Source organism: Vibrio sp. SCSIO 43086 (assembly GCF_051132235.1).
GTDB classification, from domain to species: Bacteria; Pseudomonadota; Gammaproteobacteria; order Enterobacterales; family Vibrionaceae; genus Vibrio; species Vibrio diabolicus.
The window spans coordinates 2,409,210-2,423,526 of record NZ_CP072677.1; the positions used below are offsets into that span (position 1 = coordinate 2,409,210).

General features: G+C 46.1%; 10 protein-coding genes. 2 read left to right on the forward strand and 8 right to left on the reverse strand.

Annotation, left to right across the window (positions count from 1 at the left end; all coding sequences use genetic code 11):
• Positions 1-108 precede the first annotated feature (108 nt).
• From J8Z23_RS11460 to fabB, 4 genes are all read right to left on the reverse strand, one after another.
• Positions 109-4,509, reverse strand: coding sequence for a FimV/HubP family polar landmark protein (locus J8Z23_RS11460; protein ID WP_434633592.1), 4,401 nt, complete (start codon positions 4,507-4,509; stop codon positions 109-111).
• Positions 4,510-4,707: 198 nt separating this feature from the next.
• Complete coding sequence (locus J8Z23_RS11465) at positions 4,708-5,721, reverse strand: aspartate-semialdehyde dehydrogenase (RefSeq protein WP_006741728.1); 1,014 nt, start codon at positions 5,719-5,721, stop codon at positions 4,708-4,710.
• Entirely contained in the window at positions 5,718-6,851 is a 1,134-nt protein-coding gene (locus J8Z23_RS11470) for a 4-phosphoerythronate dehydrogenase (RefSeq protein ID WP_104970073.1), read from the reverse strand. The genes J8Z23_RS11465 and J8Z23_RS11470 overlap by 4 nt, the downstream gene beginning before the upstream one ends.
• A 341-nt stretch (positions 6,852-7,192) precedes the next feature.
• Positions 7,193-8,404 carry a beta-ketoacyl-ACP synthase I gene (fabB, locus tag J8Z23_RS11475; protein ID WP_170902886.1) on the reverse strand — a complete coding sequence of 404 codons (1,212 nt, stop codon included), beginning with the start codon at positions 8,402-8,404 and terminating at the stop codon, positions 7,193-7,195.
• Between the two features lie 128 nt (positions 8,405-8,532).
• Between fabB and mnmC the strand changes: the two genes are divergently transcribed.
• Positions 8,533-10,551, forward strand: coding sequence for a bifunctional tRNA (5-methylaminomethyl-2-thiouridine)(34)-methyltransferase MnmD/FAD-dependent 5-carboxymethylaminomethyl-2-thiouridine(34) oxidoreductase MnmC (mnmC, locus tag J8Z23_RS11480; RefSeq protein WP_301659712.1), 2,019 nt, complete (start codon positions 8,533-8,535; stop codon positions 10,549-10,551).
• A gap of 76 nt (positions 10,552-10,627) precedes the next feature.
• Here the strand turns inward: mnmC and J8Z23_RS11485 are convergent, their stop codons facing one another.
• The 3 genes from J8Z23_RS11485 to J8Z23_RS11495 form a co-directional block, all read right to left on the reverse strand.
• On the reverse strand, positions 10,628-11,152 hold the full coding sequence (locus J8Z23_RS11485; RefSeq protein ID WP_053808780.1) for an NADPH-dependent FMN reductase: 525 nt from the start codon (positions 11,150-11,152) through the stop codon (positions 10,628-10,630).
• Between the two features lie 145 nt (positions 11,153-11,297).
• Positions 11,298-11,561 (reverse strand): YfcL family protein, encoded by a 264-nt coding sequence (locus J8Z23_RS11490; RefSeq protein ID WP_005397926.1) that lies wholly within the window; start codon positions 11,559-11,561, stop codon positions 11,298-11,300.
• A gap of 15 nt (positions 11,562-11,576) precedes the next feature.
• Entirely contained in the window at positions 11,577-12,107 is a 531-nt protein-coding gene (locus J8Z23_RS11495) for an elongation factor P hydroxylase (protein ID WP_005397924.1), read from the reverse strand.
• A gap of 333 nt (positions 12,108-12,440) precedes the next feature.
• Here J8Z23_RS11495 and J8Z23_RS11500 point away from each other — a divergent pair, with 333 nt between their 5' ends.
• Positions 12,441-13,064 (forward strand): trimeric intracellular cation channel family protein, encoded by a 624-nt coding sequence (locus J8Z23_RS11500; RefSeq protein ID WP_005397913.1) that lies wholly within the window; start codon positions 12,441-12,443, stop codon positions 13,062-13,064.
• 84 nt (positions 13,065-13,148) lie between these two features.
• Here J8Z23_RS11500 and aroC read toward each other — a convergent pair whose 3' ends face one another.
• Entirely contained in the window at positions 13,149-14,234 is a 1,086-nt protein-coding gene (gene aroC, locus J8Z23_RS11505) for a chorismate synthase (protein ID WP_005397911.1), read from the reverse strand.
• Between the last annotated feature and the right edge of the window lie 83 nt (positions 14,235-14,317).

The window sequence follows — 14,317 nt, forward strand, 5'->3', positions numbered from 1 at the left end:
AAGTATATACTCAAGTCACCTCAAGTTGCCAGTTTCAACAAGGATGACGTAGAGGTAGCATCATACTAGCGAGACACAAAAAGGGTAGCCAACGCTACCCTTTTCGATTTATCGGCCATTAATGGCATCAATCAAGCTCTTTGCTTCGCGGCGTATATCATCTTCACCGTAAACAATCGCCTCTTCTAGTAATTTTATCGCCCCTTGAGAATCGTTCATCTCGAGATAGATTTTAGCAAGGTCCAGTTTTCCAGCAGCTTCAGCGTTGCTATCTACGTCAACATCGCCGATCTCACCGATAACATCTGGAAACTCGTTCAATCCGACATCAAGCTTCAGATCTTCCTCTTCGAACTCACCACCTTCTTTATCGACCTGAGCCATCAATTCATCAATCGTCATAAATTGATTTTTCTTCGGGTCGAAGTCATCCAAGTTGCTTTGCTCTGCCCAGTTTTCTTGCGCGATCTCTGGCTGACTTAGTGCGTCACTCGAATTCCAAACATCACGCTGGTCCTCAGGCACATCTTCCGTAGAACTTACGCTATCGGCAGCTGGTTTAAAGCCATCCCAATCATCTCCAACATCAAGCATGGTTTCAAAATCCATACCTGCGCTTGCGATGGTGTCACTGTCTAACTGACCTTCAAATACCTCTGAACTTGCGTCTTCAGCAAGAAGGTTAGCCATTGAAGATTCATCATCTAAGTCACTTAGCGGCTCACCCTCTGTCGCCGTTGGCTGCACTTCTGGTTCAGTATCAAAACCGTTTTGCTGCGCAAAAACTTCAAACAAAGCATCATGATCGTTATCGGCTTGAAGAGTTGGTCTCGATGTCTCAGCTTCAACATTAGGAGTCTCTGGCGCACTCTCATTCATTGATGCGAGAACATCTTCCTCATTGAACTCAGGAAGGTCTTGGTCGTCAAAACTTAGCTCTTCATCCTCACCGGAGATTGGTTCTATATCTGCGGTTTCAGAACTCGGTAATTCTGGCTCTTCTTCCATAGATGCCAAGGCGTCTTCTTCACTGAACTCTGGTAGATCGAGTTCATCAAAATCGAACTCTTCTTCTGCTTCAGTAGCCGACTCAGCTTCAGAGCGCTCAGGCTCGATAGACTCTGATTCATCTAACGCAGATTCGTCTGCCATGGACGCCAATGCGTCCTCTTCGCTGAACTCTGGTAGATCGAGTTCATCGAAATCGAACTCTTCTTCTGCTTCAGTCGCCGACTCAACTTCAGAGCGCTCAGGCTCGATAGATTCTGGTTCATCTAACGTAGGTTCGCCTGCCATGGACGCCAATGCGTCCTCTTCGCTGAACTCTGGCAGTTCGAGTTCGTCGAAATCGAACTCTTCTTCTGCTTCAGTCGCCGACTCAGCTTCAGAGCGCTCAGGCTCGATAGACTCTGATTCATCTAACGCAGATTCGTCTGCCATGGACGCCAATGCATCCTCTTCACCAAACTCTGGCAGTTCGAGTTCATCAAAATCGAACTCTTCTTCTGCTTCAGTCGCCGACTCAGCTTCAGTAGCCGACTCAGCTTCAGAGCTCTCAGGCTCGATAGACTCTGGGTCATCAAACGCAGGTTCACCCGCCATAGACGCCAATGCGTCCTCTTCGCTGAACTCTGGTAGATCGAGTTCATCAAAATTGAGTTCATCTTCTTCTGCTTCAGTAGCCGACTCAGTTTCAGAGCGCTCAGGCTCGACAGGCTCTGGTTCATCAAACGCAGGTTCGTCGGCCATGGATGCCAGTGCATCTTCTTCACTGAACTCTGGTAGTTCGAGTTCATCAAAATTGAACTCTTCTTCTGCATTGGTGGCCGAATCAGTTTCTGATGCTAGTTCTGAACTTTCTGGCTCACTTTTGTTACCCGAGTTTTGTTCTTGCTCTGGTTGAGTTTCACTTTCTAGTTCAGGCTCATCCAGTAGCCAATCTTCTTCTTGTGGAACACCAAATTCATTTTCTACTGTATTTGGTGTCGGAGTGAACGCTGGAGCGTCTTCTACTGTCTCAACTTGAGGCGGCACTTTAGCATCAGGCTCTACTGATGCATCTTGAGTTGACTTAGAATTGGCATCCTCTTCTTGTTGTGGCGAAGATTCCTCTATCTCAGCTTGCGGCTCTTCAACTTGTTGTTGCGCTAAATCATCTTCAGTATCAAATAGCGCATCCAGTTCAGCAGAAAAGTCCGCGTTTTCTTGCTCTGTAGGCTGAAGCTCTTCACTGTCTGACTCAAACAAGTCGTCTAGCTCGCTCATTAAAGGATCGTTCTCTGGTGAGAGATCCTCTAAATCACCAAGAAACTCATCGCTGCTAAATGGCTCTGAATCAGTTTCTGGCTCGGTTAATGGTTGCTCTGGCGCTGTTTGTTGTGGGTCTGGTTGACTGTCACTTAATAAAGCGTCGATGTCCAAACCAGACTCAATTTCCGGCTCTTCATGAGCGGGCTCTGACTCGGCTATTGAAGATGGTTTTTCGTCGCCGTCTGGTTCGCCAAAACCAAGAGAAGCGAGTAACTCTTCCTCTTCCGATTTATTCTGTGCAGGGCTTTCGTCCTCTCGAATCAGATCATCAAACGGGTCTAACTCTGTCTCAGTTCCTGTCTCTTCATCCAGTTCGGATGTGACGTCATCAATGAGTTCATCCAGTAAATCTGTGCTATCTGCATCTAACTCTTCAATCGAGTCATCACCTTCAAAACCAGAGAGTGCTTCTAGCTCATTCAGTGGATCAAACTCGTCGTCTATTTCATCTTCGTCAAAATCGATCAGTTCATCGAGTAAGTCCGTACTGTTTTCATCTAGAACGGCGTCTTCGCTGGCGTCACCTTCAACTTCTGTCGACTCAGTAACAGGCTGCTCGTATTGAGCTAATAGCTTATCGATATCGTCATCAGATGCCTCTCCTGCGCTGAAATCATCATCCGATACGGGCTGTTTTAGTTCAGGTTCATCGGTATCTAGGTCGAAGTCGTCATTGCCAAGTTCCGCAAACAAGTCATCAAGCATATCCTGATCGACAGTGTCACTTGGTAACTCTTCTGACGGCTCATCTGCTGCAAGTAGTTCCGCAAATGCGTCATCTGAGAGCGAATCTGCTTTCTCGTTCGTATCATCTGAAAGATCGAAGCCAGCCTCATCGTCATCGAGCACTTCTAGTTCTGGAGCAACCTCATCTAAGGCTCGCTCCATCTCTTCTAAACCAAGCGCTTTTTCTTCGCCGTTAACTTGGATACCATTGTTCGATGACTCAAACTCATCCAGACCAACATCTAGGTCGCCGTCATCACCGATACCCGCAAATGGGTCATCGTCCCCTTCTAGATTGAAATCCAGTTCTTCATCGTCAAGGTTGGCAAAGACGTCTTCTTCTAAATCTGGCTTCTCTTCTTGTGTAGCCTGAGTATTAATATCTTCATCTGCGAACAACTCATCATCAAGTGTGAGTTCTTCATCCAGCTCGTCCGTCGCCGCTAAACCAATTGGCGCAGCTAATGGATCGGTTTCCTGCGGCGATTGCTCAGCAGGCTCTTCCTCTTTGTTTTTAGAACGGCGACCAAGCAACATCACAACCAACAGTGCCAGCAATGCACCTGGAATAAGCGCCGCTAAGCCGACAAGCCAACCATTAGACAAAATCTTGTCAATCGTACTTGGCTGCATGCGTTGTTGCTCAGCAAGGCGCTGGCGCTCTTCAGCAAGCAGTTTCTCGACTTCCGAGCGAATGCGTTCTTCGTCATTCAGCTCATTTTTCAAGGTTTCAACTTCGCTTTGCACTTCTGACAACATTAAGCGAAGACGATGGTTCTTCTCTTCCAATGACTCTAATTCACTTTGTGAGCCTTGAAGTTTGTCTTTTAACGCACTGACCTGCTTTTCACCCTGCGGAGAGGTGTTCACAGGTGGCGCAGGAATAACTGGTATTGTTTTTTGAACCGGTTTTGGTTCCGCAGCTACAGTGGTTTCTGGTTTAGGAGCAACAGGCTTGGGTTCTACTTTTATTTGTGGCTTTGGTTGCTCGGTGACGCGTTGCGCTGGCGTGGCTCTATTTGTCGGCTTCGGCTGTTTTAACTTAGCCTCGTGCGCTTTCATAATCGCAACAGCTTGCTCTGTAGTCGCGCTTTGCACTTGCTCTAGAGACGGTACTCGTAGTCGACTCCCTGGGATCAACTCATGAATGTTTTGGTTCTCAAACGCTTGAGGGTTAATTCGATAAATGGCAAGAAGCGTTTGTTGAACGGTAACACCGCGTGAAGGTCTTAATTCTGAAGCGATCGACCATAGTGTTTGATTTTCACCAGTCGGACCAAAGAAACGTGACGGCTGAGTATTTGCAGGAGGAGCAGGTAATGCTCGCTCAATATCTTCAGCATAGCTCGGAGATGATTGCACTTCACCAGACGGTCCAACAAGACGAATTCCTTCGGCTTGAACCACTGATGATGTCTGAGTCGCGCTCATCAACACAAGGGCTGCTAACAAACGCTTATAATTTTGACGCATAGAAGGCTCAGTTTTGTGCTAAATACAATTTGAAATGGTGATCGGTTAAATATATCGGATATCACATGCAAAACTATAGCGTTGAGAATAAAAAATGTGTGGCTCTCGCCATATTCGTACTAATCTCACACTATTTTGTTCCGTTCGTACAAAAAAGCCTCGCACAGTGCGAGGCTTTGAAATGAACGGGTAAGTGACTTAGTAGTAATCGCGGATCAGAACTTCAGCGATTTGTACCGCGTTAGTTGCTGCGCCTTTACGCACGTTATCCGCCACAACCCACAAGTTTACACCACTGTGGTGGCTGATATCGTTGCGGATTCGACCAACCATAACATGATCTTTACCGCCCGCATCACGCACTTGTGTCGGGAAGTCATCACCGTGGAAGACTTCAATGCCTTCTGTTTGCTCAAGCAAGTTAACAACTTCTTGTGCATCGATTGGAGAGCGAGTCTCAATGTGAAGCGCTTCAGCATGACCATAGAATACCGGCACACGCACACACGTTGGGTTTACTGTGATTGATGGATCGTTAAAGATCTTCTGTGTTTCCCACACCATTTTCATTTCTTCTTTGGTGTAGCCATTTTCCATCATCTGATCGATTTGCGGAATACAGTTAAACGCAATCTGTTGAGAGAATTGCTTCTTATCCGCTGGCAGACCGTTTAGAAGCTTAGCCGTTTGACCTGCTAGTTCGTCAATGCCCGCTTTACCCGCACCAGATACGGATTGGTATGTAGATACGTTAATACGCTCAATACCCACTGCATCGTGAATTGGTTTTAGTGCCACCAGCATTTGAATGGTCGAACAGTTTGGGTTCGCAATAATGTTACGGTTACGAAACTCTGCAATCGCTTCTGGGTTTACTTCTGGCACAACAAGAGGAATGTCGTACTCGTAACGGAAGTGTGAAGTGTTGTCGATAACGATAACACCTTCATCTGCCGCGATTGGCGCCCATTTTTCAGATAGCTCACCACCAGCAGAGAACAACGCAATATGAGCTTGAGACCAATCAAACTCTTCAACGTTCTGTACACGAACCGTTTTGCCATTAAAGCGATAAGTCTTGCCTTCGCTACGCTCACTTGCCAATAAGTGAATGTCACCCACTGGGAATTTACGTTCTTGAAGCACTTCTAAAATTGTTTCACCGACCGCACCGGTCGCACCTAAAATGGCAACATTATATTGCTGGCTCATTGACTTACCTCAATCTGAAAACCTAGTTCTGCTAATGGAGCAAGGTTACATGTTTTGTTACCCACTAGCGTGACAGCGCTGTATTCACGGCGATCCCAGTAGTTTTTACGCATCAGGTCAAAAGCACCTGGCTTACTGATCTCACGACGGAAAAGAGCGTCATCTCTACGCACATCATAGATTAACTGCGTGATGTTATGCAGTGTTGCTTCATCCCAAGCTCTGTCCAATACCATAGTAGGAACAGGCGCGGTTGGCAGTAAATCGCTGGCATGCGCACGTAATTCGTTATTTAAGAACTCACAGTAGCTGTTGAAAATCATCGTCGTACCGCGAGCTTTCCCTTCCAAGCCGTAGCCTGCAACGTGAGGGGTTGCGAATGCTAGCAGAGGCAGAAGCTCCATATCAACCTCTGGTTCAAATTCAAATACGTCGAGTGCCGCTGTAAAACCATCGTTTTTCAAAAGGCGTTGCTTCAATGCCTCGTTATCAACGATTGGACCTCGCGCAGCGTTAATCAAAATCTGATCACTACGAAGCGAGTTTAAAACCGTTTCATCAATTAAGTGATGAGTTGGATATGGGCCATCTTTGGTGATTGGCGTATGTAGTGTAATGATGTCTGAGCTTTCAATCAGTTCTGTCAACGGAGTAAAGCTACGAGGATCACCAGCCTCTTGTTTGAATGGGTCATTGATGAGAACTTTAATCCCCATGCCTTTCAAACATTTCTCTAGGTAGCTACCTACTTGGCCTGCACCAATAATACCTACCGTCTTGTCAAATACCGAGAAGCCTTGTTGCTGAGCGAGCACCATCATCACGCTGAACGCGTATTCCGCCACCCCCACTTTGTTACACCCTGGCGCCGCAGTGAAGAAAATGCCTTTCTCTTTTAAAAGTGCTTGGTCAACATGATCCATACCTGCTGTTGCCGTACCAACAAACTTCAGCTTGTTTGCTTTGCTGATCAGGTCAGCATTCACTTTGGTGACTGAGCGAATCATTAGGGCATCAACATCCACTAAATCATCAGCCGTCAGTGTACGACCTGGTTTTAGAATTACGTTACCGAGTTGGCTGAATAGCTCTTCAGCGTACGGCATATTTTCATCAACAATAATTTTCATAGCGCCAGCGTTTTAACATCCATTTGTATGAGTTCGTTTATTCGCAAGATGCGAAACTAAAGCGATTGTGCCCTTTTCCCGAAAAATCTCAAGAAATAACCCTAATAAACCTCAAGGAGATTAGTTCCAAAGAAATCGTTTAACGGGAAGCAATGTAAAAAGCAGAAATTGAGAAAAGAAAAAGCCCGGCTAAATAGCCGGGCAAAGTTCCAGAACAAAAGGATCCTATCCCGCTCTCCATGGGATAGAGTCTGCGTCTGTTCGATCAGTGTGACTGATCAAGCTCTGGAAACTGGATTGTTGACGCTGTACTCACTCACGTGGCGCGCCAACAAATTCAGTTAACCTTGGTACTTTTTAATAACCAAAGTTGCGTTTGTGCCGCCAAAGCCAAAGCTGTTTGACATTACGGTTGTTAACTCTGCATCACGTGCTTCTGTCACGATGTCCAGACCTTGAGCTGCTTCGTCCAAGTTTTCAATATTGATGCTTGGAGCAATGAAGTTTTTGTCTAGCATAAGTGTTGAGTAAATCGCTTCGTGCACACCAGCGGCGCCTAGTGCGTGACCAGTCATTGCTTTTGTTGCAGAGATTGCTGGACTGTTCTCACCAAACAATTGTTGGATCGCACCAAGCTCTTTCACGTCACCAACTGGTGTCGACGTGCCGTGCGTGTTGATGTAATCCACACCGTCAACGTCTTGCATCGCCATCTTCATACAACGGATCGCGCCTTCACCTGATGGTGCTACCATGTCGTAGCCATCTGAAGTCGCACCGTAACCTACGATCTCACCGTAGATTTTCGCGCCACGTGCTAGAGCGTGCTCAAGCTCTTCGATAACCAGCATGCCGCCACCGCCAGAGATAACGAAACCATCACGGTCCGCATCATACGTACGAGATGCTTTGTCTGGAGTGTCATTGTATTTCGTTGACAGCGCACCCATAGCGTCAAACATCATGGTTTGAGACCAATCAAGCTCTTCACCGCCACCAGCAAAAACAATGTCTTGTTTACCAAGTTGAATAAGCTCCATCGCGTGACCGATACAGTGTGCAGAAGTAGCACATGCAGAGCTCATTGAGTAGTTCACACCACGAATCTTAAATGGCGTAGCAAGACAAGCGGAAACCGTAGAAGACATAGTACGAGGAACCATGTAAGGGCCAACTCGTTTTACGCCTTTTGCGCGCATCGTGTCTGTCGCTACCGTTTGGTTGTATGCAGAAGCACCGCCAGAACCCGCAACGATACCGGTACGATCGTTTGAAACCTGTTCTTCTGTAAGACCAGCGTCTGCGATTGCCTGCTCCATTGATAGGTATGCATAAGCAGCCGCATCACCCATAAAGCGCATCTGCTTACGGTCGATGTGTTCCGCCGGGTTGATTTTTAGGTCACCCCATACTTGCGAACGAAGACCGTGTTCTTTGAACTGCTCAGATGCAGTGATGCCAGATTTGCCCGCTTTAAGAGACGCTAGAACTTCTTCGACGTTGTTACCGATACTTGAAACAATACCCATACCGGTGATTACGACTCGTTTCATTATGACATTCCTATAATTCAAAAATCCGCTAGATGATAACTAAGATAGTCAACAAAAGTGGTCAGCTTTCCCATAAATTCGTACAATCGCCCCATTCTTACCGCGCCAAATCACAAATTTGCACCATTATGACTTCAATAAAAAACGCAGAACTTGGTTGGAACGAAGCTGGTACTCCGGTTTCAGACCAATTTGATGATGTTTACTTCTCTAACGTAAACGGTCTTGAAGAGACACGCTACGTTTTCTTAAAACAAAATCATCTCCCAGAAAGATGGCAGGAATTTGACCAAAGACGTTTTGTCATTGGTGAAACAGGATTTGGCACGGGATTAAACTTCTTAGCAGTATGCCAGTGGTTTAGTGAGTTTCGTCGTCAGCATCCAGACGCAGCATTGAAAGAGCTGCATTTTATTAGCTTTGAAAAATACCCGCTAAGCCAAGCGGATTTAAAGAAGGCGCATGAAGCTTGGCCTGAGCTAGCTGAGTACGCGGAAAAGTTACAAAAGCACTACCCTGCCGCCGTACCTGAGTGTCACCGCATTGTGCTTGAAGATGGCGCAATTACACTCGACCTTTGGTTTGGCGACATCAAAGACTGCATGCCGCAAGTCCCATACAACGAACAAGGTTTGATTGACGCTTGGTTTTTAGATGGATTCGCGCCAAGTAAAAACCCAGAAATGTGGAACCAAAATCTGTTCAACAACATGGCTAAGTTAGCCAAGCAAGACTGTACAGTTGCCACTTTTACCGCAGCGGGCTTTGTGCGTCGAGGATTAAACGAAGCAGGCTTTGCAATGAAAAAGGTCAAAGGCTTTGGCACCAAGCGTGAAATGATCGCAGGTTCGATGGAACAACGCGAAAAGCAGTCGAACCACCTTCCGTGGTTCAATCGCACGGCGTCCAGCAATCTTGATTCGATTGCCATAATCGGAGGTGGTATTGCCAGTGCAGCGTTGGCAAAAACGTTGGTTCGTCGTGGCCAAAACGTCACGCTTTACTGCAAAGACACTCAACCAGCCGAAGGAGCGTCGGGGAATCGTCAAGGGGCCGTGTATCCATTGTTGAACGGTCCTCATACTGGTGTTTCGCGTGTGTTTGCGCCTGCATTTTTGTTTGCAAGACAATTTATTGAACAAGCTGCGGAGTCAGTTACATTCGATCACGATTGGTGTGGTGTAACTCAGCTAATGTGGGATGAAAAATCTGCTGATAAGCTGGAAAAGATGCTTGCGGGTAATTTTCCTTCTGAATTGATTCAAAAACTGTCCTCCGAGGAAACTGCGAATACTATCGGATTACCTATCGATATGTCGTCTGTGCACTACCCAATGGGAGGGTGGTTGTGCCCTGCCGAGCTAACGCGTGGGTTAATCAAACAATTAGAACAGACATCGTTACTCTCAACGAAGTTTGAACATCACGTTGAATCATTAAATTGGGATGAAGAGCATCAGCTTTGGACACTAACGGTCAATGGTCAAACATTTGAGCACTCAACCGTTGTGATTGCGAATGGCCATGAGTTCCAGACATTGAGCCAAACCGCTTCCCTGCCGATGGGACAGGTGAAAGGGCAAGTCAGTCATGCTCCGGCAACCGAAACTCTGAGTCAATTGAAAACGGTATTGTGTTACGACGGCTACATGACGCCTGTTAACCCAAACAATCAGCACCTGTGTATAGGCGCGAGCTACGATCGCAGTCACCTAGACTACGAATTTGATGAAAACGCTCAGAAGGATAACGCAGAAAAACTAGTTAAGTGCGTACCGAATCAAGAATGGCCAAAAGAGGTAGATATCAGTGGCAATCGATCTCGCCAAGGTATTCGCTGCGTGAGCCGAGATCACTTACCATTTGTCGGAAATGTGGGTGACTTTGAGACGATAAAAACGCAATACGCCAACTTACAAAATCAAAAAGCAGAAGAGGTAGAAACCGTTTATCAGTACACTAACCTATTCTGCTTCTTAGGTTTAGGATCTCGTGGGCTGAGCTCTGCACCATTGTTAGCTGAAGTGTTGGCATCACAAATCTGTGGAGACCCGCTGCCATTACCTGTTGATGTATTGACCGAACTTCATCCAAGTCGAATGTGGGTTCGTAAACTAAGAAAAGGCAAAGCCATTACTGAGCTGTAAGAGTATTCTCTCGTTTACATTCCCGACGCAAATATGTGTCGGGAATCGCTAACTCATCAAGTCACTCGTGTTGAAATTACTTCAGCTGTGCAATTGCTTGTTTCACTTGCTCTGCTACTTCCGGATTTACCGCCTCACCAGACTCCACGTCAAAGTTCTCGTAGAAGCTCGGCACAGATAGCGATGCTTTCACATCTGCTCCGAAAAATTGCGCGGAACCTGTTGCCGCCGCAAGAACGCTCTGTGCGCCACCCGGGCCAGGAGAAGTTGCTAAGTAAACGACCGGCTTGTTTTGAAATACGTTGCGCTCAATGCGCGTCGCCCAATCAAACAGGTTTTTATACGCTGCTGGGTATGAGCCGTTATGCTCTGCGAAGGAAACAACAATAGCGTCAGCCTCAGCCAAATCACGTAAAAATGCGACAGCACCTTCAGCTTGACCAATTTCTTTCTCTTTGTCTTCGCTAAACATCGGTACTTGATAATTGTTTAAGTCTAAAACGTTCACTTGAGCGTCTTCGACTTGGTTTGCTGCGTAAGTAGCAAGTAGTTTATTGATTGAGGTAGAGCTGGTAGAAGCACCAAATGCGACAATTTTCATGGTTGTAATCCTTTGTTCACGTTTTATGCTAACCAGAATAAAAGTTGAACAGTTTCGCTACAACCACAAAAATTTTATGGAGAGGTTCGAATTTTTCGAAGTAGTAAATGACTTGGACTAATAAACGGAGAACGACGTTCGGAGATTAAGCCTGAGCCTGCAGTTCTTGCCACAAGTCACTGACGATCGCGCGATCAGCTGGGCTTAATTCGGTACGAGCGTCTTCCAAACTGCTCTCAATGCGTGACTTCAGTTCAGTAATATCGCTAATGCCTTCTTCTTCACAAGATGCCGCAGACAAAGAGATGTGACCACGTAGATAACCACCAGCAAACAATTCATCGTCAGATGCTGTTTCAATTCGAGCATCAATCAGTTCCAGTAGTTTTTCTTCAAATTCAATAATCATGGTGTATCTCTGAGGTTATTTAACGCAAAAGTCTGACGCTTCCAGCGGCTTGGTTTGGTAAAACGCACGCAGAGCATCCGAAAGCATTCTCACTCGCAAAGGCAAGCCAGCTTCCAAAATACCCAACACTTCTTTATGCACTTTCTGCATAAAGCCGAGCCTATCTGGTTCAAAATCGCCGTGTAGATTGTCACAACTCACCGTAAAAGGGAAGCCAGCACTTTGTGCCAGAATCCATTCATAAGCTTGCGGACGCACTTCAACTTTCTCAAACTCCGCTTGAACTTCTGCCGTGCGCCCATCGGGTTCATACCAATAGCCAAAATCTTCCAGCAAACGACGCTCTGGCCCTGCCACACACCAATGCGAGATTTCGTGTAATGCGGAGGCATAAAAACCCCGAGCAAAAATAATCCGATGATGAGGATGTTCATCATCAGCAGGAAGATAAATAGGCTCATCACCACCTAACTCCAATTTCGTATTAAATTGGTCTAAAAAGGTGTCATTAAAAATGGTGATAAGGTCTTGGTATTCGTGGGTCATCGTCGAGTTTGTACTTCAGTTTGACATGCGCTGGGTATTGTCGCTGTTTTTATCTATTAGGTAAAGATGCTCCCACAGTTTTGGTTATTAGTTGAATTTATCTGAACATCGCTTTCTCCATATAATTTCTCATTCGTCAGCGTACTCATTTGCTACTACACTCTCGCCTTATTTTGATGCTGCTCAAACTGCTGTTTTTTAAGCGGTTTGATTACAGGCATGTTGCTGGTTTTAATCACTTTTTAAGAATGATAAAACCTTTTGTAAGTATTGTTGCTGCGCCTACGATGATTCATGTAGAACGTAGTAACTTTTTACGTTGAGTGTCTCCCTATGTTGCTAAGTGTGTTGTATATCATTGGTATCACGGCTGAAGCCATGACAGGTGCGTTGAGTGCTGGTAGAAGAAAAATGGACTGGTTTGGTGTTATGTTGGTGGCCAGTGCAACGGCCATTGGTGGTGGCACCGTACGTGACATTTTACTGGGGCACTACCCTCTTGGTTGGGTAAAAAACCCAGAGTTCCTAGCAATCACGTGTGTTGCGGGTGTACTTACCACAGGCTTAGCGAAATGGGTGATTAAGCTAAAAGGTCTATTCATCCGCCTTGATGCGTTAGGTTTGATCGTGTTTAGCATCATCGGAACTAAGATTGCGATGGGCATGGGCTTACACCCTGGAATTTGTATGGTTTCAGCGCTAGTAACGGGTGTATTCGGTGGTCTACTCCGCGACTTAATCTGTCGCCAAACACCGTTGGTACTGCATGAAGAACTTTACGCTTCTGTCGCTCTTATCGCATCAGGAATGTACTTAGCGCTATTAGAATTTAATATTCCCGATGTAACAGCCACTATCATTACGCTGATCACCGGTTATATGCTGCGTATGGCTGCGGTACGTTTTAAGTGGCGTCTCCCTTCTTTCAATTTGGAAACGGAAGGCTCACTCCATTAACTTATCTAAACGCGTAATGAAAACACATTAAAAAGGCTGCCCATTGAGCAGCCTTTTGTCTCTTTATCAAGCTTATTTTTAAGCTTAAATCTTCGGTGTTTCAGTTGTTACGCCATGGTTCTGACCACGATGACGCAGCAAATGATCCATCACCACAATCGCTAGCATCGCTTCAGCAATTGGTACGGCACGAATACCCACACAAGGATCATGACGGCCTTTGGTGATCAATTGAGTTGGCTCACCTTCTTTTGTGATGGTCTCACCCGGAACTGTGATGCTTGATGTTGGCTTAAGCGCAATGTTAGCCACAATGTCTTGACCAGTTGAGATACCGCCAAGAATACCGCCCGCGTGATTGCTGCCAAAACCTTCAGGAGCAAGCGTATCACGATGTTGACTGCCTTTTTGGTTTACCACATCAAAGCCATCACCAATCTCAACGCCTTTCACCGCATTAATGCTCATTAGCGCGTGCGCAATGTCGGCATCCAGACGGTCAAATACAGGTTCACCAAGACCAACAGGCACGTTAGTTGCCACAACCTGAATTTTCGCGCCAATTGAGTCGCCTTCTTTTTTCAGGTCACGGATAAGTTGGTCAAACGCTTCTACTTTGTCCACATCTGGGCAAAAGAACGCGTTGTTTTCGATTTCGTTCCAATCTACCTTGTCGATAGAAACATCACCCATTTGTGACAAGTACGCGCGAATCTCAACACCAAACTCATCTTTCAAGTATTTCTTCGCGATTGCACCCGCCGCCACACGCATTGCGGTTTCACGAGCAGACGAGCGGCCGCCACCTCGATAGTCACGGATGCCATACTTTTGGTGGTAAGTATAATCAGCATGACCCGGACGGAATTTATCTTTGATGTCCGAGTAATCTTTTGAGCGCTGATCGGTGTTTTCAATTAGCAAACCGATCGATGTCCCTGTGGTTTTGCCTTCAAAAACACCAGAAAGAATTTTAACTTCATCCGGTTCACGACGTTGTGTGGTGTAACGTGATGTGCCTGGACGACGGCGGTCGAGATCGATTTGCAGATCTGCTTCTGTAATTTCTAACCCCGGAGGACATCCGTCTACGATACATCCCAGTGCGATACCGTGACTTTCCCCGAATGTCGTCACTCGGAAATGTTGTCCGATACTGTTTCCTGCCATTACTTCCTCAAGTTTTTATCGCTACGCCCTCTCAAACCAGAGCGCAACTGCTTTCCAATTCTTCGTGGATTCATAGTGGCTTT